Origin of the sequence: Coprococcus sp. AF21-14LB, from assembly GCF_003458885.1 — a bacterium.
GTDB lineage: Bacteria > Bacillota > Clostridia > Lachnospirales > Lachnospiraceae > UBA9414.
In genome coordinates this window covers 1-25,590 of record NZ_QRVX01000024.1, presented here as the reverse complement: position 1 = coordinate 25,590, position 25,590 = coordinate 1, and the positions used below count along the sequence as shown (strand labels likewise).

General features: G+C 43.2%; 18 protein-coding genes, 1 tRNA gene, 3 pseudogenes and 1 riboswitch. Of the genes and pseudogenes, 21 read left to right on the top strand and 1 reads right to left on the bottom strand.

The annotated features are described in order from the left end of the window. The first annotated feature begins 2 nt into the window (after positions 1–2). From secD to DWX73_RS07495, 14 genes and pseudogenes are all read left to right on the top strand, one after another. Positions 3–2,261, top strand: coding sequence for a protein translocase subunit SecD (secD, locus tag DWX73_RS07560; RefSeq protein ID WP_118348251.1), 2,259 nt, complete (start codon positions 3–5; stop codon positions 2,259–2,261). Between the two features lie 59 nt (positions 2,262–2,320). After that, a pseudogene (recJ, locus tag DWX73_RS15525) lies at positions 2,321–4,047 on the top strand (single-stranded-DNA-specific exonuclease RecJ). Positions 4,048–4,146: 99 nt separating this feature from the next. Then, positions 4,147–6,453 (top strand): RelA/SpoT family protein, encoded by a 2,307-nt coding sequence (locus DWX73_RS07550; RefSeq protein WP_118348239.1) that lies wholly within the window; start codon positions 4,147–4,149, stop codon positions 6,451–6,453. A gap of 9 nt (positions 6,454–6,462) precedes the next feature. Continuing rightward, the gene (locus DWX73_RS07545) at positions 6,463–7,086 is read left to right on the top strand and encodes an MBL fold metallo-hydrolase (RefSeq protein WP_118348238.1); all 624 of its coding nucleotides are present in this window, start codon (positions 6,463–6,465) and stop codon (positions 7,084–7,086) included. Between the two features lie 80 nt (positions 7,087–7,166). Beyond that, on the top strand, positions 7,167–8,603 hold the full coding sequence (gene hemZ / locus DWX73_RS07540) for a coproporphyrinogen dehydrogenase HemZ (RefSeq protein WP_118348237.1): 1,437 nt from the start codon (positions 7,167–7,169) through the stop codon (positions 8,601–8,603). Next, positions 8,594–9,843 (top strand): annotated as a pseudogene (gene hisS, locus DWX73_RS07535) (histidine--tRNA ligase). The gene hemZ and the pseudogene hisS overlap by 10 nt, the downstream one beginning before the upstream one ends. Before the next feature lie 22 nt (positions 9,844–9,865). Further along, positions 9,866–10,504 carry a lactate utilization protein gene (locus DWX73_RS07530; protein ID WP_118348250.1) on the top strand — a complete coding sequence of 213 codons (639 nt, stop codon included), beginning with the start codon at positions 9,866–9,868 and terminating at the stop codon, positions 10,502–10,504. Positions 10,505–10,624: 120 nt separating this feature from the next. Next, a tRNA-Gly gene (locus DWX73_RS07525) sits at positions 10,625–10,696 on the top strand. A 106-nt stretch (positions 10,697–10,802) separates the two neighbouring features. Next, positions 10,803–10,903, top strand: a riboswitch (THF riboswitch). 84 nt (positions 10,904–10,987) lie between these two features. After that, the gene (locus DWX73_RS07520) at positions 10,988–11,542 is read left to right on the top strand and encodes a folate family ECF transporter S component (protein ID WP_118348236.1); all 555 of its coding nucleotides are present in this window, start codon (positions 10,988–10,990) and stop codon (positions 11,540–11,542) included. 21 nt (positions 11,543–11,563) lie between these two features. Further along, complete coding sequence (gene thyA, locus DWX73_RS07515; protein WP_118348235.1) at positions 11,564–12,412, top strand: thymidylate synthase; 849 nt, start codon at positions 11,564–11,566, stop codon at positions 12,410–12,412. Between the two features lie 12 nt (positions 12,413–12,424). Further along, positions 12,425–12,913 (top strand): dihydrofolate reductase, encoded by a 489-nt coding sequence (locus DWX73_RS07510; protein ID WP_118348234.1) that lies wholly within the window; start codon positions 12,425–12,427, stop codon positions 12,911–12,913. A 230-nt stretch (positions 12,914–13,143) separates the two neighbouring features. Next, a pseudogene (gene ilvB, locus DWX73_RS07505) lies at positions 13,144–14,861 on the top strand (biosynthetic-type acetolactate synthase large subunit). An 11-nt stretch (positions 14,862–14,872) separates the two neighbouring features. After that, entirely contained in the window at positions 14,873–15,382 is a 510-nt protein-coding gene (ilvN, locus tag DWX73_RS07500; RefSeq protein WP_118348233.1) for an acetolactate synthase small subunit, read from the top strand. A gap of 105 nt (positions 15,383–15,487) precedes the next feature. Further along, positions 15,488–16,519 carry a branched-chain amino acid aminotransferase gene (locus DWX73_RS07495; protein WP_118348232.1) on the top strand — a complete coding sequence of 344 codons (1,032 nt, stop codon included), beginning with the start codon at positions 15,488–15,490 and terminating at the stop codon, positions 16,517–16,519. Positions 16,520–16,595: 76 nt separating this feature from the next. Here the strand turns inward: DWX73_RS07495 and mgtE are convergent, their stop codons facing one another. Then, positions 16,596–17,933: a magnesium transporter gene (gene mgtE / locus DWX73_RS07490; protein ID WP_118348231.1), complete on the bottom strand. Its 1,338-nt coding sequence runs from the start codon at positions 17,931–17,933 to the stop codon at positions 16,596–16,598. A 418-nt stretch (positions 17,934–18,351) separates the two neighbouring features. Between mgtE and DWX73_RS07485 the strand changes: the two genes are divergently transcribed. The 7 genes from DWX73_RS07485 (at position 18,352) to DWX73_RS07455 (ending at position 25,377) form a co-directional block, all read left to right on the top strand. Continuing rightward, on the top strand, positions 18,352–18,792 hold the full coding sequence (locus tag DWX73_RS07485; protein WP_118348230.1) for a hypothetical protein: 441 nt from the start codon (positions 18,352–18,354) through the stop codon (positions 18,790–18,792). Between the two features lies 1 nt (position 18,793). Then, a complete protein-coding gene (locus DWX73_RS07480) occupies positions 18,794–19,153 on the top strand; it encodes a YccF domain-containing protein (protein WP_118348229.1) in 360 nt (119 codons plus the stop codon). Between the two features lie 89 nt (positions 19,154–19,242). Then, a complete protein-coding gene (locus DWX73_RS07475; protein ID WP_118348228.1) occupies positions 19,243–20,010 on the top strand; it encodes a class I SAM-dependent DNA methyltransferase in 768 nt (255 codons plus the stop codon). A gap of 49 nt (positions 20,011–20,059) precedes the next feature. Continuing rightward, a complete protein-coding gene (gene hslO / locus DWX73_RS07470; protein ID WP_118348227.1) occupies positions 20,060–20,941 on the top strand; it encodes an Hsp33 family molecular chaperone HslO in 882 nt (293 codons plus the stop codon). Between the two features lie 36 nt (positions 20,942–20,977). Continuing rightward, positions 20,978–22,894, top strand: coding sequence for an NAD(+) synthase (locus DWX73_RS07465; protein WP_118348249.1), 1,917 nt, complete (start codon positions 20,978–20,980; stop codon positions 22,892–22,894). Between the two features lie 33 nt (positions 22,895–22,927). Further along, entirely contained in the window at positions 22,928–23,491 is a 564-nt protein-coding gene (locus DWX73_RS07460; protein WP_118348226.1) for a LemA family protein, read from the top strand. 11 nt (positions 23,492–23,502) lie between these two features. Continuing rightward, the gene (locus tag DWX73_RS07455; protein ID WP_118348225.1) at positions 23,503–25,377 is read left to right on the top strand and encodes a DUF2207 domain-containing protein; all 1,875 of its coding nucleotides are present in this window, start codon (positions 23,503–23,505) and stop codon (positions 25,375–25,377) included. Positions 25,378–25,590: the final 213 nt, after the last annotated feature.

Below are 25,590 nucleotides of genomic sequence, written 5' to 3'. Positions count from 1 at the left end.
TGATGAAGAAGAATAAAGGCATAGGCGTCCTGATTGCAACGGCAGCAGTAATTGCGCTTCTTGCATTTACAACGATTGTCGGATTCGGACCGAAGAAAACAGGTGCGGCAGAGCACATTAAGCTTGGACTTGATCTTGCCGGCGGTGTCAGCATCACCTACCAGGCACAAGGGGATAAGATTACACAGGAAGCGATGGACGATACCATCTATAAGCTTCAGAAGCGTGTAGATCAATATAGTACAGAGGCAACTGTTTATCAGGAAGGCGATGACCGGATCAATATTGAAATTCCGGGGGTGTCTGATGCCAATAAAGTATTAACAGAACTTGGAAAACCAGGCTCACTCTATTTTATTGCCCACAAAGATGCAGAGGGCAATGAGAACTATACATTAGATACTGCAACGGGAGAGTATAAGCTGACGAAAGAGCTCAGTGAACTCCAGGAGAATGGCGGAATTGTATTAAATGGTACAGATGTAAGTTCTGCAAAGGCCGGACAGTATGAAGATCAGCAGTCAGGTGCGACACAGTATGTGGTAGAACTGACTTTGACAAAAGAAGGTACAACAAAATTTGCGAAAGCAACAAAAACAGCTTTCGAAGCCGGCAGAGATACGATTGGTATTTATTATGATGATGCATTTGTCAGTGTGCCGAACGTAAATGGTGAAATTTCCGGAGGAACAGCAGAGATCACCGGTATGGCAAGCTTTGAAGAGGCAGAAAATCTTGCTTCCACAATCCGTATCGGAGGACTTCAGTTAGAACTTCATGAACTCCGTTCCAATGTTGTCGGCGCACAGCTCGGAGAAGAAGCGGTATCGACAAGTTTAAAAGCCGGTGCGATCGGACTTGCGATTGTCATTATTTTTATGTGTATTGTATACCTGATTCCGGGACTTGCTTCCGGACTTGCACTTCTGATCTATACAGGATTGACGCTGGTTGTGTTAAACGCATTTGATATTACGCTGACACTTCCGGGAATTGCAGGTATTATCCTGTCTATCGGTATGGCGGTAGATGCCAATGTCATTATCTTTGCCCGGGTGCGGGAAGAACTGGCGGCAGGAAGAACTGTCCGTACAGCGTTAAAGACCGGATTTGAGAAAGCGCTCTCTGCGATTATCGACGGTAATGTGACAACGCTGATCGCAGCTCTTGTGTTAGGACTGAAGGGAACCGGAAGTGTAAAAGGATTTGCACAGACATTGGCACTTGGTATTGTGCTTTCGATGTTCACAGCAATCTTTGTGACGAAATTTATTGTGAACGCGCTGTATGCTGTTGGATTCCGCGATGTGAAATTCTACAATCCGAAGAGTGGGAAAGGAAGTATTGACTTCCTTGCCAAGAAGAAGTATTTCTTTGCATTTTCTATTGCAATTATGGTGATTGGATTCGGAATTATGGGCTTCAATGCAAGTCAGGGAAAAGGTGCGTTTAATTACAGCCTTGATTTCAAGGGAGGAACTTCTACAAATGTGACATTTGATAAGGAGTACACATTGAAAGAAGTCGATGCGGAAATTATTCCGGTCATTGAAAAGATTACAGGCGATAAGAATGTACAGCAGCAGATTGTAAAAGGAACAACGCAAGTGATCTTTAAAACGCAGACGCTGGATCTGGAGACAAGAGAAGAACTTTCCAAAGCGCTCGTAGAGCAGTTTGGCGCCAAAGAAGATCAAATTACAACGGAAAATATCAGTTCAACGGTTAGTAAAGAGATGCGTGCCGATGCGGTTGTTGCAGTTGTGATCGCAGCGATCTGTATGCTTCTTTATATCTGGTTCCGATTCAGTGATATCCGTTTCGCTACAAGTGCCGTTACAGCGCTACTTCATGACGTGCTTGTTGTCATTGCATTCTACGGTGTGGCAAGAATTTCTGTCGGAACAACCTTTATTGCATGTATGCTGACGATTGTCGGATATTCAATCAATGCAACGATTGTTATTTTTGACCGTATCCGTGAAGAGTTAAAGACAATCCATGGAGTAAAGACAAAAGAGAAGATTCAGGAAGTGGTCAACCGCAGTATTACAAGAACGCTGACGAGAAGTATTTATACTTCCCTGACAACTTTTATTATGGTAGCAGTACTTTATGTTATGGGTGTAAGTTCTATTAAAGAATTTGCGCTTCCGCTTATGGTAGGAATTGTCTGGGGTGCATATTCTTCTGTATGTATTACAGGTTCACTGTGGTATCTTATGAAGACAAAAATTGGTAAAAATAAAATAGCAGAATAAAAATACAGGAGGGTGTTCCGGAAGGCGGAACGCCCTTTTTGGATAAATGGGGCATTTATATGGAGAAATGGTTTATTTTAAGAAAAGGAGCAGATTTTCAGAAAATCGGAAAAAAATTCGGAATCAGTCCGAGACTTGCCTGTCTGATACGAAATCGCGATGTGATATCCGAAGAGGAAATTCATAATTATCTGTATGGAACGATTGCAGATCTTTTCGACGGAATGTTGATGAAAGATATGGATGTTGCGGTTGAAATTCTCTGCGAGAAGATACGCGGAGGTGATGCGATACGAATTATTGGCGATTATGATATTGATGGAGTAAATGCAACCTATATTTTATCAGAAGCAATCAGAAGGCTTGGCGGAAATGTAGATACGGATATTCCCGATCGGATGAAAGACGGATATGGATTGAACCGGGATCTGATCGATCGGGCATTGGAAGCAGAAATCGATACCATTGTGACGTGTGATAATGGAATTGCAGCGGCATCGGAAATTGCCTATGCAAAGGAGATGGGACTGACAGTTATTGTGACAGACCACCATGAAATTCCATTTGAGGAGACGGAGGAAGGGCGTAAATATCATCTGCCGCCGGCAGATGCGGTGGTAGATCCAAAGCAGGAAGGGTGTCCTTATCCGTTTAAAGGGCTTTGCGGTGCAGCGGTGGCTTATAAGCTTATGGAGGCAGTATACAATGTGATGGCAGGCGATGCAGATGAAATTGATGATCTCATGGAAAATGTGGCAATTGCTACAGTGGGAGATGTGATGGATCTTGTTGGCGAAAATCGGATTTTTGTAAAGCAGGGCTTGGAAATGCTCCGACGGACAAAAAATCATGGATTAAAAGCTTTGATGGAAGTAACAGGTGTAGATCCGGAAACAGTCGGAACGTATCATATTGGGTTTGTCATTGGTCCATGTATTAATGCGGGAGGACGTCTGGATACTGCGAAAAGAGCATTGCGGCTTCTGGAAGCTTCCGATAAGCGGGATGCAGATATTCTGGCAGGAGAGTTGAAGGCTTTAAATGATAACCGGAAAGATATGACAGAAAAGGCAGTGGAACTGGCGGCGGCTCAGGCAGAAGAATGTATCCGGAAGACCGGGTGCTTGTATTGTATCTTCCGGACTGCCATGAAAGTCTGGCGGGGATTGTGGCCGGAAGAATCCGGGAGCGGTACCATAAACCGGTGTTTGTTTTAACGAAGGCTGAGGAGGGAATCAAAGGCTCCGGACGTTCCATTGAAACGTATCATATGTATGAGGAAATGAACCGCTGCAGTGAATTATTTACAAAATTCGGCGGACATAAACTGGCGGCAGGAGTTTCTATGCCGGAAGAGAATCTGGAGAAATTCCGCAGCAGGTTAAATCATCTCTGCCGACTGACAGAGGAAGATCTGATTGAAAAGGTAAGTATTGATATGCAGATGCCTTTGGGAGCAGTAACAGAATCTTTTGTAAATGAGATAGAATTATTGGCGCCTTTTGGAAAAGGGAACCGAAAACCTCTGTTTGTGGAGAAAAACCTGGAAATTCTGGAAGCAAGGATACTGGGCAAAAATAAAAATGTTTTGAAAATGTATGTGAGAGATAATGCAGGCACCTGTCTGGAAGCAATGTATTTTGGAGATGTTGAAGCATTTTATACCTATGTGGAATCTGTATATGGGACAGTAGAAGGAGCCAGGATGGCATTTACCTATTATCCGGGGATCAATGAGTACAGAGGACAGAAAAAAATGCAGATTGTTGTCCAAAATTATCGATAATTACTATGATTATAAAGGAATAATTTGAATATTGCAGGGAAGAGTGGTATAATAAAATACACGTTTTTTATTTGTACGAAGGAATGGGAGGGAAGAGAGATGGAAGAAGAAAGCAAGAAGATTGAGAATCCGGCATTAAAGATTGTAGATGGACACGCAGTCAAAGACCCGAAAGACTATCAGGATCCGGATGAACTTTATGATGTTCTGATCAAAAGGATCCGGAAATACCATCCGTCAGCAGACCTCACGATCGTACAGAAAGCCTATCAGCTTGCAAAGGATGCCCACGAAGGACAGTTTCGAAAGTCAGGGGAAGCGTATATCATTCATCCGCTCTGGGTAGGAATTATTCTTGCCAATCTGGAATTGGATAAAGAGACAATTGTTGCAGGAATTCTGCATGATGTTGTAGAAGATACGGTAATGACATCGGAAGAGATTGCAGCACAGTTTGGAGAGGAAGTTGCGCTTCTTGTAGAAGGTGTTACGAAGATCGGTCAGCTGTCATACTCAAAGGATAAAGATAAGCTTGAGATGCAGGCAGAGACGCTGCGTAAGATGTTTCTTGCCATGTCGAAAGATATCCGTGTTATTTTGATCAAGCTTGCAGACCGTCTTCATAATATGAGAACAGCGCAATTCTGGCCGCCGGCGAAACAGAAGGAGAAGGCACAGGAAACAATGGACATCTATGCACCGTTGGCACAGCGGCTTGGTATTTCCAAGATTAAGACAGAACTTGATGATCTGGCGCTCAGATATTCAGAACCGGAAGTATATTTTGATCTTGTCAGACAGATTAATGCAAGAAAGACGGAGCGAGAAGAATTTGTAAGTCAGATTGTGGATGAAGTTTCCAATCATATGGCCAACGCAGGGATTCGGGCAGATGTGAAGGGAAGAGTAAAGCATTTCTTCAGCATTTATCGAAAGATGGTCAATCAGGATAAGACAGTAGATCAGATTTATGATTTATTTGCTGTGCGTATTATTGTAGATTCCGTAAAGGACTGCTATGCGGCTCTTGGTGTGATCCATGAGATGTATACACCGGTCCCGGGCAGATTTAAAGATTATATTGCAATGCCGAAGGCGAACATGTATCAGTCGCTCCATACGACGCTTATGAGTTCTGTCGGACAGCCGTTTGAGATTCAGATCCGGACAGAAGAGATGCATAAGACGGCAGAATACGGAATCGCGGCTCACTGGAAATATAAAGAATCCAATGACGGGAAGAAGAACATCCGAGTACAGGAAGAAGAGAAATTAAGCTGGCTCAGACAGATTCTTGAGTGGCAGCAGAATACAGATAACAGAGAATTTTTGAGTCTGCTCAAGGGAGATCTGAATCTGTTTACAGAAGAGGTATACTGCTTTACACCGAATGGAGATGTGAAGCACCTTCCGAATGGTTCCACACCGATTGATTTCGCCTATAGTATTCACAGCGCTGTCGGTAATAAGATGGTCGGTGCCAGAGTGAACGGGAAATTAGTTCCGATTGAATATAAGCTCCAGAACGGTGACCGCATTGAGATCCTGACATCTCAGAACTCCAAAGGTCCAAGCCGTGACTGGCTGAATATCGTCCGAAGTACACAGGCGAAGAACAAGATCAATCAGTGGTTTAAGAAAGAATTCAAAGAAGAGAATGTTACCAGAGGCAAGGAGATGCTTTATGCATACTGTAAGTCCAAAGGAATTACGCTTTCAGATCTTTTGAAACAGAAATATGAACAGGTTGTGCAGCAGAAATACGGTTTTCGTGACTGGGATTCCGTATTGGCGGCAATTGGTCATGGCGGCTTGAAAGAAGGTCAGGTTGTAAACAGGCTTGTAGAAGAGTATACGAAGGACCATAAAGAAGCTATCACAGATGAGACGATTCTTGAACGTGTTTCGGAGGCGGCTAAGAACAAAGTACATGTTACAAAGTCCAAGAGTGGAATTGTTGTGAAAGGAATTGACGATATTGCAGTACGTTTTTCAAGATGCTGCAATCCGGTACCCGGAGATGAGATTGTTGGTTTCGTTACACGCGGACGCGGACTTACGATTCACCGGACAGACTGTGTGAATGTGCTGCATCTGACAGAAGCTGAACGGGCAAGACTGATCGATGCTGAGTGGGAGAATGAAGGCAGCGCCGGCGGTGAGGGAACGTATCTGGCTCAGGTCAAGATGTATGCAGCAGATAAGCCGGGTGTCTTAATGGAGATTTCCAAAGTCTTTACAGAGATGAAGATTGATGTGAAGACGATGAATGTTCGAACGAACAAACAGGGCATCGGAACAATTGAGATGGGCTTTGTCGTGCATGGCAGGGAAGAACTGACGAGAGTGACAGAGAAGCTAAGACAGCTTCCGGAGATTATGGATATAGAACGTACAGCGGGGTAAGAGCAAATTATGAAAATAGAGATTTTTTCAGCAGGAATTTTGGGAACGAATTGTTACTTTGTGATAAATGAAGAGACAAAAGAGACTGTGATCGTAGATCCGGGCGGATATAATAAGAAGATGAAAGCGTATCTGGAGCAGGAAGCATTAAAGCCGGTGGCGGTTCTTCTGACACATGGACATTTTGACCATATGATGGGAGTTCCGGGGCTGCGTGAGGACTATGAGATGCCGGTATATATTTATGATTCTGAGGAGTGCATCGTGGATGATCCGAAAAAGAACCTGTCGGCAACTTATACGAATGGACTGACACTCGAGCATCTTGAAACAGTACGGGATGGACAGGTATTAGCACTTGCCGGATTTCGTTTCCGTGTGATCTACACACCGGGACATACGGCGGATGGCTGCTGTTACTATATGGAACAGGAGAATATGCTTTTCAGCGGAGACACACTGTTTCAGGCATCGGTTGGAAGAAGTGATCTTCCAACGGGAAGCGAAAGTACATTGATCCGTTCCATCAAAGAACGGCTTCTTGTACTTCCGGAAGAAGTGAAGGTATTTCCGGGGCATATGGGAGCAACGACCATTGGAGATGAGAAGAAACAAAATCCATATATTGTATAGCAATATGAGCAGACAGAGGATGCTTCGGCGAGACGAGGCATCCTCCAAATTTTGTTTCCGGCAAATAACAGGAGGAAACTATGATCAAATTAATTTTTCAGAATGAAATATATCCGTATGATGTATATCATTTGACAAAAGCATTTTTTCCGGGAGAAGAAATTGTGCAGGAAATCTGTCCGGAAGCGGATCTGTTGATAAAAGCAGAGAGAAATGGAGAAAAACTTTTGGAAATTCCCCATGCAAGTGTGGAAAACATCCCGGAACGAAAGGAAAAGAAGTATTTTGTAAATAGATTTGTTTACGAAACATATGAGAAACTGACAGGAAAAGGACTTGCCTGGGGAATCCTTACCGGAATTCGTCCGACGAAGATTATGATGGGAGCTCTCGAAGAAGGACGAAAAGAAAAAGAAATCTTAGAGGAGATGCAGACGCATTACCTAATGACTGAGGAGAAGGCGCGACTGGGTTTGGAAATTGCAAAGCGCGAGAAAATGCTTCTGGAAAAGCTGGATTATGAGAATGGATACAGCTTGTATGTGGGGATTCCTTTTTGCCCTACAACATGCATTTACTGTTCATTTACTTCCTATCCGCTTGCTTCCTGGAAGAATTATGTGGAAGAGTATCTGACAGCATTGTTTAAAGAAATCTCCGCGGTAGGATTGCATATGCAGGGAAAGAAATTAAATACAATCTACATTGGCGGAGGGACTCCGACAACATTGAGTGCAGAGCAGCTCGACCGCCTGCTGAGCCATTTGGAAGCGACCTTTTCTTATGAGTTTTTGCTGGAATTTACCGTGGAGGCAGGTCGTCCGGACAGTATTACGAGGGAGAAACTGGAAGTGCTTCGAAAACATCGGATTTCCCGTATTTCAATTAATCCTCAGACGATGCAGCAGAAGACACTGGATCTGATCGGGAGACGACATACGGTAGACGATATCATACAAGTATACCAGATGGCGCGGGAACTTGGATTTGACAATATTAATATGGATTTGATCGCAGGGCTTCCGGGAGAGACACCGGAGGATATGGAAGATACATTAAAGGCAATCTGTCGTCTGGATCCAGACAATCTTACCGTACATTCTCTTGCGGTAAAGCGGGCGTCAAAGCTTCGTCAGATGGAAGAATTCCGGAGAACAGCTGAGGAAGAGGAAAAGATGGCGAAAGATCTGTCCGGCATGATTGAATTGTCTTATGAATATGCAGAGAAGATGGGGATGACGCCTTATTATCTGTACCGTCAGAAAAATATCGCAGGAAATTTTGAAAATGTTGGCTATGCGAAGGTTGACAAAGCGGGAATATACAATATACTTATTATGGAAGAGAAACAGACAATCGTTGCCTGCGGGGCGGGCGCCAGCACAAAGGCGGTGTGGCCGGAAGCTTCCGGGAACGGCTGTCGGATTGAACGTGCGGAGAATGTAAAAGATCTGAAAGAATACATTGCACGAATAGACGAAATGATAGACAGAAAAGGAGAATTATTATGGCATTAAAGAAAAAACCGGTAACTGGTATGAAGGACATGCTTCCGAGAGAAATGGAGATCAGAGACTATGTCATTCATATGATCAAAGAAACTTACAAAAGTTTCGGCTTCTCTTCAATGGAAACTCCTTGTGTAGAACATATTGATAACCTGCTCAGTAAACAGGGTGGAGAAAATGAAAAACTGATTTTCAAGATTTTGAAACGCGGCGAGAAATTGAAACTTGCGGAAGCTAAGACAGAGGCAGATCTTGTAGACGGAGGACTTCGTTATGATTTGACACTTCCGCTTTCCAGATATTATTCCAACAATGCCAATGAGCTGCCTTCTCCGTTTAAGGCACTTCAGATGGGAAATGTATGGCGTGCAGACAGACCTCAGAGAGGACGTTTCCGCCAGTTTATGCAATGCGATATTGACATTCTCGGTGAGGCTGGAAATATTGCAGAGATCGAACTTATCCTTGCTACGACAACATTGCTTGGAAAGCTTGATTTTAAAAACTTTACGATCCGGATTAATGACAGAAGAATGTTAAAAGCAATGGCAGCTTACAGCGGATTTGCAGAAGCAGATTATGATAATGTATTTATCATTTTAGACAAGATGGATAAGATCGGACTGGAGGGAGTGGCATCGGAGCTGGCAGCTTCCGGGTATGCGAAGGAATCCATCGATAAATATCTGGAATTGTTTGAGCTGATTACGACAGATGTGGAAGGCGTTCGTTTCTGTAAAGAAAAGCTGGAAGGATATCTGGACGCAGAAGTGGCAGACAGTCTGGAAAAGATTATTACAAGTGTATTGGAAGTAAAATCAGCAGATTTTGCGATCAAATTTGATCCAACGCTTGTGCGTGGGATGTCTTACTATACAGGTACGATTTTTGAGATTGCTATGGATGAATCGGGGGGTCTGTTGGCGGCGGCGGACGATACGATGAGATGATTGGCAAATTTACCGGACAGAATACGCCGGCATGTGGATTTTCCATTGGATTTGAGAGAATTGTCATGCTGCTTCTTGAACGAGGATACGAAGTACCGCATCAGGAAGAAAAGAAAGCTTACCTGTTAGAGAAAGGGCTTCCGCAGAGTGAATTTATCAACATTATGAAGACAGCATGTGATGAGCGTGCCGCTGGTAAGCAGGTTACAGTCCTGAATATGAAGAAAAATAAAAAGTTCCAGAAAGAACAGCTGGCGGAAATGGGTTATACAAACATTGTAGAATGTTTTAAAAACTAATTTTTACAGGAGGTGCAGTATGATGAATGAAGCTAAAAAAATCGCATATGCAAAGCAGGCAGAAGGAATTATCAAAGGACTTGCAAAACGTAATATGGAAGGCTTCTACTGTGCAACAAAAGAAGAGGCGGTAGAGAAAGTAAAGGAACTGGTGGAAAAAGGAGCTTCTGTGACTTGGGGAGGCTCTGTGACGCTTTCTGAGAGCGGTGTGATGGATCTTTTGAAAAATGGAGATTATGATGTGCTTGACCGGTCAACAGCGAAGACACCGGAAGAGCAGAGAGCATTTTATCAGAAGTCTGTTGGAGCAGATTATTTCTTTATGAGTACAAATGCAATTACATTGGACGGAGAGCTTGTCAATATTGACGGCAACGGCAATCGGGTAGCATGCCTGATCCATGGACCGAAATATGTAATTGTAATTGCAGGTGTGAATAAGATTGTGCCGGATATTGAAAGTGCAGTTCCACGAATCCGCAATGTATCCAGTCCTGCCAATGCAGCAAGACTTCATCCGAATACACCTTGTGAAATGACAGGAATGTGCGGTGACTGCCAGTCTCCGGGCTGCATGTGTTGTGAGATTGTTGTGACAAGACGGTCAAGACATGAGGGAAGAATTAAAGTCATTCTCGTAGGAGAAGAATTGGGATTCTAAAGATATGGTTGTGCAGGCAATCACAAAAAAAAAAAAAAAAAGTTAAAAAAAGTGTTGACATCTGTGGTTGCCTGTAATATAATATCAATTGTTCAAGCGGTGCTGAACAAAACAAAAGATGCACGAGTGGCTCAGTGGTGGAGTATCGCCTTGCCAAGGCGAGGGTCGCGGGTTCGAATCCCGTCTCGTGCTTTTTTTGTACCCATTTTTAAGAAAAAGGCAGGTTGCTATCCTGCCAAAATTGTGTTACACTTGTGATTGTACAGGTAACTGTTGCCTGTATAGACAATTAAGCAAGAGCAGAGTAGAGATGAGCGCGTTAAGTGTCAGACGGACGGGGAGTTGCCGGCTGAACGAAAAGTATTTATACTTGCGGTGCGCATTTCGCATCCCGCTGCTACACATAGAGAAGGAGCCTGAAGTTCCCGGGAAGGTATACCTGCTATGCGTAGCTTTCGGACTACTGCAAAGGAGGTATTTTTTATGAGAAAATTAAAAGAACAGTTTGTAAACTCCTGGTGTGAACTAAAGCATGTGAATTGTATTGCGATTACGGCAATGCTGATTGCGGTCGGGGTAATTCTCGGTTATTTTTCTGTTCAGGTAACAGATTTTCTGAGAATCGGCTTTTCAGGATTGGCCAATGAACTGGCTGCATTTATGTTTGGACCTGTCGTAGGCGGGCTCATGGGAGGCGTCGGAGACATCCTTAAATATATTATGAAGCCGACCGGAGCATTTTTCTTTGGGTGGACGTTGAATGCGATTCTCGGACCGGTGATCTACGGAATCATGCTCTATCATCGCCCAATCAATTTGAAACGGATTTTTGCAGCGAAGATTCTTGTAGCGGTGCTCGTTAATCTGCTGCTTGGAACGCTGTGGCTGTCTGTCATGTATGGAAAGGCATTTTTTGTATTGCTTCCGGCAAGAGCGGTAAAACAACTCGTATCTGTGCCGGTAGATGCACTGCTTCTATATGTAGTTTTGCAGATGCTGTCTAAGGCAAAAGTATTTGCACTGGTTCATTCCAGATAGGAGAAATGAGGAGGAAGAGACATGAGTTATGCAGATCAGGTGTTTATTAAAATGTGCCGTGAGATTATCGATCATGGATGCAGCACAGAAGGAGAAAAAGTGCGCCCGCATTGGGAAGACGGAACGCCGGCATATACGGTAAAACAATTTGGAGTTGTGAACCGCTATGATCTGTCGAAAGAATTTCCGGCGCTGACACTTCGCAAAACCGGGATTAAGAGCTGTACGGATGAGCTTTTATGGATTTGGCAAAAGAAATCGAATAATATTCATGATCTGGGACCGCGTATCTGGGACAGTTGGGCAGACGAAGATGGCTCTATCGGTAAAGCATACGGATATCAGCTTGGGGTAAAGCATCAGTATCGTGAGGGAACGATGGATCAGGTTGACCGGGTGATCTATGATCTGAAGAATAATCCGTACAGCCGACGAATTATGACGAATATATATGTACACCAGGATCTGCATGAGATGAATCTGTATCCATGTGCCTACAGTATGACATTTAATGTGACGAAGAAGGCAGGAAGCGATCGTCTGATATTAAATGCAATTTTAAACCAGCGTTCTCAGGATGTACTGGCAGCTAATAACTGGAATGTTTGTCAATATGCTGTTCTTGTACATATGCTGGCGCAGGTTTGCGATATGAATGTGGGTGAGTTTGTGCATGTGATTGCAGATGCACATATTTATGACCGCCATATCCCACTTGTGGAGGAATTGATTACAAGAGAGACGCATCCTGCACCGAAGTTCTGGCTGAATCCGGAGATAAAAGATTTTTATCAGTTTACGAAAGACGATGTACGCCTGGATGAGTATGTGGCTGGACCGCAGATTAAAAATATTCCAATTGCAGTTTAGGAGGAGAAAGACATGAATCTGATTGTTGCTGTAGATAAAAACTGGGCGATTGGCTTATCCAATAAGCTTCTCGTAAGTATACCGGCAGATATGAAGTTTTTCCGGGAGACGACGAGCGGAAAAGTCGTTGCGATGGGAAGAAAGACACTGGAAAGTTTTCCGGGGGGACAGCCGCTGAAAAACCGAACCAATATCGTTCTGACAAAAGATCAAAATTACAAAGTAAAGGACGCTGTAGTTGTAGGAACATTGGAAGAGATGATAGAAGAGCTGAAGAAATATCCATCGGAAGATATTTATGTAATCGGTGGGGAAAGCGTTTACCGTCAGCTGCTCCCGTACTGTGATACAGCTTATGTAACGAAGATCGACCATGTCTATGAGGCTGATACATTTTTCCCAAACCTGGACGAAATGAAAGACTGGAAGATGACAGGAGTTACAGAGGAGCAGACGTACTTCGATTTGGAATATGTTTTTGCTAAATATGAGCGAGTATAGAAATACAATAGAATTGATATAATTTAATCTGAGAGTTGGTTAAATACGCTGTGTTGACATTGATGTAATGTAATCATATAATGTTTTTATTGAAGAAATTCCGCAATGGCTGCGGAATTCATGAATGACACGGGAGCGTATTAGAAGTTCCGTTATCTGGAAGAGAATGAGCACCCCGGCAGTTTTGTCCGGGGTGTTTTTTTATCAGAGGCAATAGAGGAGGAAAGCGGATGAAGAAAATATCAGGGAATAAATTACTTGTAAAAGCATTAAAAGAAGAAGGAGTTGAGGTATTATTTGGATATCCGGGCGCCTGCACAATAGATATTTGTGACGAATTGTGGAAACAGGATCATACGCGAGTAATTCTTCCGCGGCATGAACAGGCGCTTGTGCATGAGGCAGATGCGTATGCACGCATAACCGGAAAAGTTGGTGTCTGCCTTGTGACAAGTGGTCCGGGAGCAACGAATCTTGTGACAGGAATTGCCACTGCCAATTATGACAGCGTTCCGCTTGTATGCTTTACCGGCCAGGTTCCGGTGAATCTGATCGGCAATGATGCGTTTCAAGAAGTGGATATCATCGGAATCACACGAACAATCTGCAAATATGGAATTACTGTGAAACGAAGAGAAGATTTGGGAAGAATTGTGAAGGAAGCATTTTATATTGCCCGGACAGGGCGGCCGGGTCCGGTAGTGGTAGATCTTCCGAAAGATGTCATGGCAGAACTTGGAAGTTCGGAATATCCAAAGGAAGTATCGATTCGTGGATATAAGCCAAATCCACCGGTACATATTGGTCAGTTAAAACGAGGGATCAAGATGCTCCACAAAGCAGAGCGGCCGCTGTTTCTGGCGGGCGGCGGTGTGAATATTTCCAGAGCCAACGAAGCATTTCGCCAATTAGTGGAGAAGACAGGAATTCCGGTTGTGACAACGATTATGGGAAAGGGAGCAATTCCGTCAGACCATCCGCTGTATATCGGCAATCTTGGAATGCACGGTACCTATGCGGCAAACATGGCGGTAGGGGCCTGTGATCTTCTGTTTTCTATCGGCACACGCTTTAATGACCGGATTACCGGAAAATTGCATGAATTTGCTACAAATGCACAGATTGTTCATATTGATATTGATACGGCATCTATTTCCAGGAACATTCAGGTAGATATTCCAATCGTTGCAGACGCGAAAGAAGCGATTGAGAAAATGCTAGCATATGTGGAAAACTGCGAAAAGAAAGATTGGATCGCCCAGATCAGAGACTGGAAAGAAGCGTATCCGCTCCAGATGAAAAAGAGAAATGGTATGAGTCCTCAGAAAATCATTGAAACTGCAGACGAAGTTTTTGATGATATGATTGCTGTGACGGATGTTGGACAGCATCAGATGTGGGTAACGCAGTTCTTCGTCTCAATGAAAAACGTCGTTTGCTGACTTCAGGCGGTCTTGGAACAATGGGATATGGTCTGACTGGTGCTATCGGTGCAAAGATCGCATGTCCGGATGTGCCAGTAGTTATGTTTTCCGGAGATGGAGGCATGCAGATGAATATTCAGGAACTGGCGACAGCTGCAGCACAGGAACTGCCACTTGTTTTATGCGTGTTTAATAACAGTTTTCTTGGGATGGTGCGTCAATGGCAGAAATTATTTTATGGGAAGCGGTATTCGATGACTTGTTTGAAGTATCGGAGAAGTTGTGACGGTCAATGCGGGAACTGCGAATGTCCTCCATACCTTCCGGATTTTGTGAAGCTGGCAGAGAGTTATGGAGCCTGCGGAATCCGGGTTACAAAAGAGGAAGAAATCCGGGATGCGTTTCTGCAGGCAAAGGAAAATACGAAAACACCGACAGTGATAGAGTTTATTATTGACAGTGAAGAAATGGTATATCCGATGTTAAAGCCGGGCGGTACATTGGAAGAAATGCTGATGAGTTAGGAGGTACGGATATGAATAATCATTTGAAAAAGAGATGGATTTCTCTATATGTCGAGAATCAGGTAGGTGTGCTTTCTAAGATTTCAGGGTTATTTTCAGGGAAATGTTATAATCTGGAGAGTCTGACCGTCGGAACAACGGAAGATCCGACGGTGTCTCGGATGACGCTGGAGACAAAAAGCGATGAAGAGACATTTGAGCAGATTAAAAAGCAGCTGAACCGTATGGTAGAAGTGATTAAAGTCATTGATTTTACAGATCTTTCTGTTTGTATGAAAGAGATTTTATATATTAAAGTCAGAAATTGCAGTCATGAAGATAAGGAAGAGATTTTTCAGATTGCCCAGGCGTTTCGGGCTGAAGTTGTGGACTACGGAAGAGACAGCCTGCTTTTAGAATTCGTTCAGACAGCAGCGAAAAATGATTCCGTAATTGAATTAATGCAGAAAGAATTTCAGCAGATTGAAGTGGTAAGAGGGGGAAGCGTTGGAATTGAGGCGATCAGCATGAACGAACGCTAAGAGAATAAAAACAGAGCGCACTCTTGAATTTTATGTTTGACCGTATTATAATGAAGAGCATAAAAAGTGCAAATGTGCCAGCAATAGTGATTGGAGTGAAGGAATATGGAGAAAAAAGAGATGGACTGGGCCAATCTTGGATTTGCCTATGTACAGACAGATCAGAGATACGTTGCAGATTTTAAAGATGGGAAATGGCAGGAAGGAAAGCTGACATCGGATGCGAATGTCGTTATCAATGAGTGTGCAGGTGTACTACAGTATGCGCAGACGTGTTTTGAAGGATTAAAAGCATATACAACAGAAGACGGAAGAATTGTCACATTCCGGCCGGATCTGAATGGACAGCGTATGGAAGATTCTGCGAGACGGCTTGAAATGCCGGTATTTCCGAAAGAGAAGTTTGTGGAAGCAGTGGAGCAAGTTGTAGCGGCGAATGCTGAGTGGGTTCCGCCGTTTGGCTCCGGAGCTACTTTATATATTCGCCCATATCTGTTTGGCACAAATCCAGTCATTGGAGTGAAACCGGCAGATGAATATCAGTTCCGTATATTTGTAACACCGGTGGGACCGTATTTTAAAGGCGGTGCAAAGCCGCTTACGATTAAAGTATCTGATTTTGACAGGGCGGCGCCGCATGGAACAGGACATATTAAAGCCGGACTGAACTATGCAATGAGCCTTCATGCAATTATGACAGCTCATAAAGAAGGATATGATGAGAATTTATATCTGGATCCGGGTACAAGAACAAAAGTAGAAGAGACCGGAGGTGCGAATTTTATTTTTGTCACAAAAGATAATAAAGTGATTACGCCAAAGTCAGACAGTATTTTACCTTCGATTACGAGACGTTCACTCATCTATGTTGCCAGAGAATATCTGGGATTGGAAGTGGAAGAGCGGGAAGTAACACTTGAAGAAGTAAAAACATTTGCAGAATGTGGACTTTGTGGGACAGCAGCAGTTATTTCTCCGGTAGGAAAGATTGTGGATCATGGGGAAGAAATCTGCTTCCCAAGCGGTATGGAAGCGATGGGACCTGTTACGAAGAAGCTGTATGACACACTGACCGGAATCCAGATGGGACGAATTGAAGCGCCGGAAGGATGGATTCACGAAATTAAAGTAAAATAGAATACAAAAGAGAAGCTGCTCTCTGAAAATAAAAAAAGCTGTGGAACATTTTGGCGTTCCGCAGCTTTTTAAGTAATTAAACTGACAGATGGAAAATCATTGTTGCAATCTGGAAATAGATCATGACAGAACAGGTATCTACGATTGTTGTAATGAGAGGCGCCGCCATGATTGCCGGATCGAAATGGAATTTTTTGGCAAACAGCGGCAGTGTACAGCCGATCAATTTAGAAATAATGATTGTAGCTACAAGAGAGAGTGATACAACAATAGCCAGAGAGATATCTTTATACATTAGGAAAATACGCAGTCCGTTTGCCAGGGCAAGAAAGGCGCCTACAAGTAAAGAAACGCGGAATTCCTTAAACATAATCCTGAAAATGTCTTTGAATTCGAATTCATCAAGTGCAAGACCGCGAATGATCAATGTAGAACTCTGGGAGCCGCAGTTTCCGCCCGTATCCATTAACATTGGAATGAAGGATACAAGAAGCGGGACTGCCGCAAATGCATTCTCATACTTCGTAATGATCATACCGGTAAATGTAGCAGAAATCATAAGAACGAGAAGCCAGACGATACGGTTCTTGGCATGTTCAAATACACTGGCTTCAAAATATCCCTTTTCACTTGGAGTTACAGCGCCCATGAGAGCCATATCTTCTGTTGTCTCTTCTTCGATGACATCCATCGCATCATCGAACGTAACAATACCTACCATGAGATCGTCCTGGTCAAGCACCGGAATCGCAAGCAGATCATATTTTGAAAACAGTTTGGCTACCTCTTCCTGGTCTGTATGAGTAGAAACAGAAATGATTTCAGTTTCCATCAGTTCTTCCATTGTGAGATCGTCATCCATCGTCATCAAATCTTTGGCAGAAACAATGCCGAGAAGACGGCGATGCTCCAAAACATAACAGGTATATATGGTTTCCTTGTGGATTCCGGTTCGTTTGATATGGGAGAGCGCCTGGCGCACAGTGTCTGTCTTCTTCAAATCGACATATTCTGTTGTCATTACACTGCCGGCGCTGTCTTCCGGATAATTTAAAAGTGTATTAATCTTCGTGCGTTTCTCCTGGTCTACTGCCTCCAGAATCCGTGTCACAAGATTTGCCGGGAGATCTTCGAGAAGATCAACGGTATCATCCAGAAAGAGCTCGTCGAGAAGTTCTTTCAATTCTTTCTCAGTAAAAATCTCAACGAGATACGACTGCATGGAATTATTCATATTGGCAAATACATCTGCAGCCTTAGTCTTCGGAATGAGCCGAAATGCCAGTGCAAGCTCTTTATCTTCCAGTTCTGACATGAGAGCAGCAATGTCCACTGCATTCATGACATTCAAAATACTTCTTACAGCCTTGAATTCCCGCGCCTGTAAGAGATCCATAAAGATTTCTTTGTTCATAACAAAAACTCCTTTTCCTGATGAAATTGTCTATAAAGCTCCACGAAGGATAACTGGCTCCTGCGTCCATGCTGCTCACCTGCCTTTCCGTTCAAATTTTCCAGTTCATTATAACGTGGGTAAGAAAGGGTGTCAAGAAAATGTGAAAGCAAAGGGCAGAAAAGCAATCAATACTTGAAAAATCTATTGACAAAATCATTAAAAAATGCTAGTTTAATAGCAAGCAGATAAAAGGGAGTAGCCAAACATCCTACGGGATGGGTTTGAAACCGTCAATCGATACCGAGAGGTATCCGTATCAAATGAGAACGCAAGACTTTTATTGTGGCAGATGTCATAATAGGAGTCTTTTTTTTATTATCCACTCTATCGCATTTGCCGCAGAGAAGCTGCAAAGAAGAGAAAGGAGAATATGATAATGCAAGAAGTAACAAACTATGGAAAAGAATTAAGAGAGGCTATTCATGCAGGAGAGGCTGCGATGCAGAAATTAGAAAATGCAGAGAAATATCTTTCAAGCGCAAAATCCTGGGGATGGCTGGATGTGATCGGAGGAGGATCTGTGATCAGCTTTGTGAAACACTGGAAAGTCAATTCTGCAATGGAAGAACTGGAGGAGGTTAAGAAGGCGCTCTGGAATTTTCAGAGAGAACTTCAGGATATCAACGACTGTGTAGGAATGAATATAGAAATTGATAATTTCCTTGTATTTGCAGATTTCTTTTTTGATAATTTTTTAGTAGATCTTATGGTGCAGCAGAAGATTGGAGAGATGCAGGATCAGGTTGTGAATGCCCGGATCAATGTAAATCGTGTCCTGAAAGAATTGTACCGGATCGAGAGAGGAGTTGAATTTTAATATGGGATGTTTAGGAAATTTATTATGGTTTTTCTGTGGAGGATTTATTAGCGGGATCAGCTGGCTGTTTGCAGGAGTGCTCTGGTGTATTACGATTGTCGGGATTCCTGTGGGACTGCAGTGTTTTAAATTTGCGTCACTTAGTTTCTTTCCGTTTGGAAAGGAAGTAAAATACGGCGGCGGAGCAGGATCGCTTCTGTTGAATATTATATGGATCATAGTTTCAGGGCTGCCGCTGGCATTAGAATCAGTTCTGATCGGGGCAGTGCTTTGTGCTACGATCATCGGTATTCCGTTCGGAATACAGCAGTTTAAACTTGCTAAGCTGGCGCTGATGCCGTTCGGAAGTGAAGTATATTAATAGGAAAAAGCGATGGAAATCCTTGTGTAAAGATATCGACATCGAGAGACAGTCTTGCTATAATGGGAAGATGAAACAGGAGGAATAACATGGAAGCATATACAGGGTTTGCGGCGGTCTATGATACATTCATGGATAACATTCCATATGAAGAATGGGCTGCTTATATTAGAAAACGATTAGTTCAGTATGACATCCGGGATGGTCTGCTTCTGGATCTGGGATGCGGTACCGGAACACTCACCGAGATAATGGCACAAAATGGATATGATATGATCGGTGTCGATGTATCAGAAGAGATGCTTGAAATTGCGATGGATAAACGGATCGCATCGGGACATGATATTTTGTATTTACTGCAGGATATGCGGGAGTTCGAATTATATGGAACCGTCCGGGCAGTGATCAGTGTCTGTGATTCATTGAATTATATTACAGAGGAAGAAGAACTCTGTGAAGTATTTCGGCTCGTGAATAATTATCTGGATCCGGGCGGTATATTTATTTTTGATTTTAATACAACGTACAAATACCGGGAATTACTTGGAGATCGTACGATTGCAGAGAGCAGGGAAGAATGCAGCTTTATCTGGGATAATTATTATTATGAAGAAGAAAAAATTAATGAGTATGAGTTGAGTCTGTTTATCCGGGAGGAAGAAGATCTGTATCGGAGATATCAGGAAACACATTATCAGAAAGCATATGAATTAGAGACGATGAAGGAGCTTCTTGAGAAGGCAGGACTGGAATTTGTGACAGCTTATGAGGCATTTACAGAAGAAGCGCCATCTGAAATGAGTGAGCGTGTTTATGTAGTTGCAAGAGAGTGTCAGAAGATGGCAGATAACAGATAAACCAGAAAATGGAATAAATGAAACAAGAATTAGAGGGAGAAGAGAGATTATGACAGATTATATTGTAAGAGCAACAGCGGCAGGCAATCAGATCAGGGCGTTTGCGGCAACGACAAAGGATACGGTAGAGGCTGCAAGACAAGCGCACAATACAAGTCCGGTAGCAACGGCTGCTCTGGGACGGCTTTTGACAGCCGGAACGATGATGGGAAGTATGATGAAGAATGAGAGTGATCTTTTGACGCTTCAGATCCAGTGTGACGGACCGATTGGAGGACTGACGGTAACAGCCGACAATCAGGGCCGGGTAAAAGGCTATGTGAACAATCCGGAAGTGCTGATTCACGCAAATGCCAAAGGAAAGCTTGATGTAGCTGAGGCGCTGGGACTTGGAATCCTGAATGTGATTAAGGATATGGGACTGAAGGAACCGTATGTGGGACAGACAATTCTGCATACGAGTGAGATTGCAGAAGACTTGACATATTATTTCGCAACATCTGAGCAGATCCCGTCTTCTGTCGGCCTGGGTGTTTTGATGAATAAAGATAATACTGTGCGTCAGGCAGGAGGATTTATCGTTCAGGTCATGCCGTTTGTCGAAGATGCAGTTGTTGATCGTCTGGAAGAAAATATTAAAAAAATTGATTCTGTTACGGCAATGCTGGACCGCGGATATACACCGGAACAGATTCTTCAGGAAGTGCTTCAGGGGATGGATGTGGAATTTACCGATCAGATGCCGGCAGAGTTTTATTGCAATTGTTCTAAGGAGCGTGTGGAGCGTGCACTGATCAGCATTGGGCGCAAAGAACTCCAGAGCTTGATTAGCGAAGGAAAGGAAGTGGAGATGAATTGCCACTTCTGTAATCGGAATTACACATTTTCTATAGAAGAGTTAAAGGAGCTCCTAAAGAAAGCAAATCGATAAGACGCTGAAACGGCCTGTGAGAAAGGGAAAATGAAGATGAAAAATGGGTTTGTAAAAGTGGCGGCAGCGACAGCAGAGATACGAGTTGCCGATGTGGCTTATAATATGGAAAAGATTTTAGAAGCAATGAAAGAAACAGAAAGACAGGGGGCGAAGGTTGTTGTATTTCCAGAACTCTGTCTGACCGGTTATACATGCGGTGATCTGTTCGGCCAGGAACTTCTGCTGAAGCGGACGAAAGAGGCAGTTCATATACTGGCAGAGGCAACAGAACATATGGATGGACTTTTCTTTGTGGGAGCGCCGTTAGAAATTGAACATAAGCTTTATAATACGGCTGTCGTATTAAATCACGGTGCAATTCTTGGAATTGTAACGAAAACATTTCTTCCTAATTATGGAGAATTTTATGATATGAGACAGTTTCAGCCGGGACCTGCGGAGGCAAAATGGATTTTGTTTGACGGAGAGCGGATTCCATTTGGACCACAGCTGCTTTTCCAGGCAGTTACCATGGAAGAACTTGTCGTTTCAGCAGAAATCTGTGAAGATGTGTGGTCAGCGATTCCGCCGAGTATTGGAGCTGCAAGGGCAGGAGCAACGGTAATTGTCAATTGTTCTGCCAGCGATGAGACGATGGGAAAATCACAGATGAGAAGAAATCTTCTGGCAGCACATTCGATGCGGTTGTTTGCCGGTTATGTATATGCCAATGCAGGAGAAGGGGAATCAACGACAGACCTTGTATTTGACGGTCATAATATGATTCTGGAACATGGAGAACTTCTCTGCGAATCAGAGCAATTTAGCAACGAAATCATTTACAGTGAAATCGATGTGCAGAAACTGATCAGTGAGCGCAGAAAAAATACGACATTTCAGCCGGAAGAACATGATCACATTCGTGTGCCGTTTTATGTTGAAGCAGAAGAAATCACTTTAACGAGACATATACAAGCAAATCCGTTCATCCCAGAACAAAAAGATGCCTGTGACGAAGCGATGAAGGAGCTTCTGATGCTGCAGGCAATGGGATTAAAGAAACGATTGACGCATACCAATGCGAAGCACGCCGTCGTTGGAATTTCAGGAGGGCTGGATTCTACACTGGCGCTTCTTGTCACTGCAAAAGCATTTGATATGGTAGGATTGAAACGAAAAAATATCCGGGCAGTTACGATGCCATGCTTTGGAACGACAGATCGTACCTATACGAATGCGTGTCTGATGGCAGAAAAGCTTGGAACAACTTTGCAGGAGATTCCGATCAAAGAGGCTGTGAAACAGCATTTTCAGGATATTGGACATGATGAGACTGTTCATGATGTAACTTATGAGAATTCTCAGGCAAGAGAGCGCACGCAGATTCTGATGGATGTGGCAAATGAACTGGGAGGTCTTGTAATCGGAACGGGAGATATGTCAGAACTGGCGCTTGGATGGGCAACGTATAATGGGGATCATATGTCTATGTACGGAGTCAACGCAGGCGTTCCGAAGACACAGGTTCGTTATATTGTTCAATATTATGCTGAGCATTGCGAAGATCAGCAATTGAAGAAGGTATTGCTGGATGTGTTGGAGACACCGGTAAGTCCGGAACTGCTTCCTCCAAAAGAAGGAGAGATTGCACAGAAGACAGAAGATCTTGTCGGACCGTATGAACTTCATGATTTCTTTTTGTTTTATATGATGCGCTATGGATTTACGCCGAGCAAAATTTATCGTCTGGCTGTCCATGCGTTTGCCGGAGTGTATGAGCCGGAAGAAATTTATCGCTGGCTCTGTAAGTTTTACTGGAGATTTTTCTCTCAGCAATTTAAGCGTTCCTGTATGCCGGACGGACCGAAGGTAAATGAAGTAGGGCTTTCTCCGAGAGGAGATCTGAAGATGCCAAGCGATGCATGTGCAGCTCTTTGGGTGGAAGATCTGAAAAGAATTACTGTAGTATAGAAGCGTAAAAATGATCGGATGGGAGGAATGACTATGAAGGCGTTCATCATTGTGCTGCTGTTTATCGTTATGACAATTGTCATTATCGGTGCAGTTTTTGCAGGAATGTATAATCGGCTCGTAAAGGCAAGAATTAGCTGTGAGGAAGCATTTTCCATAATGGATGTTTATATGAAGAAGCGCTCGGACCTGATTCCGAATCTTGTGGAAGCAGTGAAAAGCTATACAGCTTATGAAGCGGGGACACTGGAGAAGGTGATTGCAGCAAGAAATGCAGGTGCATCGGCTCTGACGATGGGAGAGATGCGAAGAGAAGAACAGCAGATTTCCGGCGCGCTTCATCAGATTTCTGCTCTGGCAGAAGGGTATCCGGATTTGAAAGCAAATGAAAATTATCGGGAACTGATGAGTCAGCTCAAAGCTTCAGAAGAAGATATTGCGCAGTCACGGAAATATTATAATGCTGTTGTGCGAGAATACAATGCGCTGACAATGACTGTGCCGACGAATCTCATTGCAGGGATGTTCGGTTTTGAAAAGCGGGAAATGTTTGAAGCGCATGAAGAAGAACAGGAAATGTCAGGTGTTGCTTTTTAGGAGAAAAGCCTATGAAAAATAAAATCAAACAAGGGTTGCTGTGGCTGACAGCGTTTGTACTTCTTACAGCTTTAGGAGGAACAGAGGCAAACGCATCAGCCGGGTATGAAATTAAGAATTTTCTGATCGATGCCAATGTGAGGGAAGATGCGGTTGTTGAGGTAAAAGAAGAGATTTCTGTCCAATTTCATGAGCCGCGGCATGGAATTTATCGAGATATTCCACTGTCACTGAAAGTAAACCGGGAAGTAGATGGAAAGATGAAGAAGTTCTACTATCGGGTAAAAGTGGAAGAGATAAAGGTAAAGGGTGCGCCATACGAGGTAGAGAATGAAGATGGTGCGAAGAGAATTATTATCGGAGATGAAGATGAAACGATAATCGGTCCGGCTGAATACGAGATTACTTATGTGCTTGATATGGGTGATGACAGAATCAGCGAATATGATGAATTGTTTTATAATCTGATTGGAAATGGATGGGATACCAGAATCAATCATACAGAGTTTCATGTAACATTTGAAAAGGATGCAGATCTCTCCGGTGCAGAAATTTATGCCGGGGCATTTGAGAGCAGAGATACGGAACGCGCCTCCTGGGCGGTAAATGAAAACAGGATTGATGGAACTGTGGAAGAACTACAAGCCCATGAAAGTCTGACCGTATTTACAAGACTGCCGGAAGGCTATTTTGTAGGGGAAAGAAAGGAAAGCGTGATTCCGGCAGTAATAGCCTCCCTGCTCAGTATCGTGCTGATGTGTTTTACCGTATTTCGTTTTATCACAAAACGTGGCAGACAAAAAGTTGTAGAGACAATAGAATTCTATCCGCCGGAAGGAATGAGCAGTGCAGAGGTAGGTTATATTATTGACGGCAGTGCAGATGACAAAGATATTTTGTCGTTGATTTTCTGGTTGGCAGAGAAAGGGTATCTTACGATTGAAGAAATTCAAAATGGTAAGAAAGATCCGAAGATTGTTTTTCATAAAATGAAGGATCTGCCAATGGATACACCGGAGCATATCCGCGTGTTTTACAAAGGTCTGTTTGGAAAAAGTGCAACTGCCACAATGAAAGAGGCAGGAAAGCGTCTGGCGAAGCGCCTTCCGAGTGCGAAAGCAGCGCTGTCTTCTTATTTCTTTGGAGAACGCAAACTGGAAGATAAGAATGTTACCACTGTCAGTATTGTGTGCGGAATTGCGGCAGGAATCCTGCTTGCGTTTGGGGTTGGAGGTGCGGAAGCATTTCTTGGAATTGGTTCCAGTATTCGTATGGCAGCAATCCTGATCCTGGAAATTGTCTTTTTTCTTCTCCTGCTCCTGCGGCAGAGAAACAAAGCGTTTGTAAAACAGGGAGTTACAAAAATATGTGCAGCGATATGGGTTGTTCTTACAGTTATGTATGTGATTTATGAACTGTTTTACGGATTGTTCCCGGTATGTGCAGTGATTGTGCTTCTGGCAAATACGATCACAATGTTTCTGGCTTCCGCAACACTTTGTCCAACCGCTTACAAATTAGAAATGAGTGGGAGACTGCTTGGTCTGAGAACATTTATTGAAAAGGCAGAACTGGATCGTCTGGAACGTCTGGTGGAAGAAAATCCGTCCTATTTTTATCGGGTACTGCCTTTCGCATATGTGTTTGGTCTGACAGATACATGGGCAAAGAAGTTTGAAACATTGGCAGTTCCGGAACCGGAATGGTGGTATGGCGGTTATTATGATACCTATATGCCAATGTATATGGTACATTCCATGACAAGGTGTATGGATGATGCTATGGGCGAAGTTTATAAAAATATGAGTACGACTCAGGGAACGAGTTCTTCCGGAGGCGGATTCTCCGGCGGAGGATTCGGCGGAGGCGGAGGCGGTTCCTGGTAGAGTGAAAAAGAAGGAGTTCAGTATTGAACTCTTTCTTTTTTTTTATGGATAAAATAAATTGAGACAAAAAATGAAAATGCAGGATTTAAACTTTGAAAATTCAAAATATGATTTTAGGGAAGGGATATTGATAAATCTGTAAATAATAGACTAAAACTACAAACATACGTTCCTGTGTGTATGCTTTTTTGCGATAATTTATTCATGATTTGA

Coding starts and splice junctions, on each gene's coding strand:
- secD (WP_118348251.1), top strand. CDS start 3: ATGAAGAAGAATAAAGGCATAGGCGTCCTGATTGCAACGGCAGCAGTA.
- DWX73_RS07550 (WP_118348239.1), top strand. CDS start 4,147: ATGGAAGAAGAAAGCAAGAAGATTGAGAATCCGGCATTAAAGATTGTA.
- DWX73_RS07545 (WP_118348238.1), top strand. CDS start 6,463: ATGAAAATAGAGATTTTTTCAGCAGGAATTTTGGGAACGAATTGTTAC.
- hemZ (WP_118348237.1), top strand. CDS start 7,167: ATGATCAAATTAATTTTTCAGAATGAAATATATCCGTATGATGTATAT.
- DWX73_RS07530 (WP_118348250.1), top strand. CDS start 9,866: ATGAATGAAGCTAAAAAAATCGCATATGCAAAGCAGGCAGAAGGAATT.
- DWX73_RS07520 (WP_118348236.1), top strand. CDS start 10,988: ATGAGAAAATTAAAAGAACAGTTTGTAAACTCCTGGTGTGAACTAAAG.
- thyA (WP_118348235.1), top strand. CDS start 11,564: ATGAGTTATGCAGATCAGGTGTTTATTAAAATGTGCCGTGAGATTATC.
- DWX73_RS07510 (WP_118348234.1), top strand. CDS start 12,425: ATGAATCTGATTGTTGCTGTAGATAAAAACTGGGCGATTGGCTTATCC.
- ilvN (WP_118348233.1), top strand. CDS start 14,873: ATGAATAATCATTTGAAAAAGAGATGGATTTCTCTATATGTCGAGAAT.
- DWX73_RS07495 (WP_118348232.1), top strand. CDS start 15,488: ATGGAGAAAAAAGAGATGGACTGGGCCAATCTTGGATTTGCCTATGTA.
- mgtE (WP_118348231.1), bottom strand. CDS start 17,933: ATGAACAAAGAAATCTTTATGGATCTCTTACAGGCGCGGGAATTCAAG.
- DWX73_RS07485 (WP_118348230.1), top strand. CDS start 18,352: ATGCAAGAAGTAACAAACTATGGAAAAGAATTAAGAGAGGCTATTCAT.
- DWX73_RS07480 (WP_118348229.1), top strand. CDS start 18,794: ATGGGATGTTTAGGAAATTTATTATGGTTTTTCTGTGGAGGATTTATT.
- DWX73_RS07475 (WP_118348228.1), top strand. CDS start 19,243: ATGGAAGCATATACAGGGTTTGCGGCGGTCTATGATACATTCATGGAT.
- hslO (WP_118348227.1), top strand. CDS start 20,060: ATGACAGATTATATTGTAAGAGCAACAGCGGCAGGCAATCAGATCAGG.
- DWX73_RS07465 (WP_118348249.1), top strand. CDS start 20,978: ATGAAAAATGGGTTTGTAAAAGTGGCGGCAGCGACAGCAGAGATACGA.
- DWX73_RS07460 (WP_118348226.1), top strand. CDS start 22,928: ATGAAGGCGTTCATCATTGTGCTGCTGTTTATCGTTATGACAATTGTC.
- DWX73_RS07455 (WP_118348225.1), top strand. CDS start 23,503: ATGAAAAATAAAATCAAACAAGGGTTGCTGTGGCTGACAGCGTTTGTA.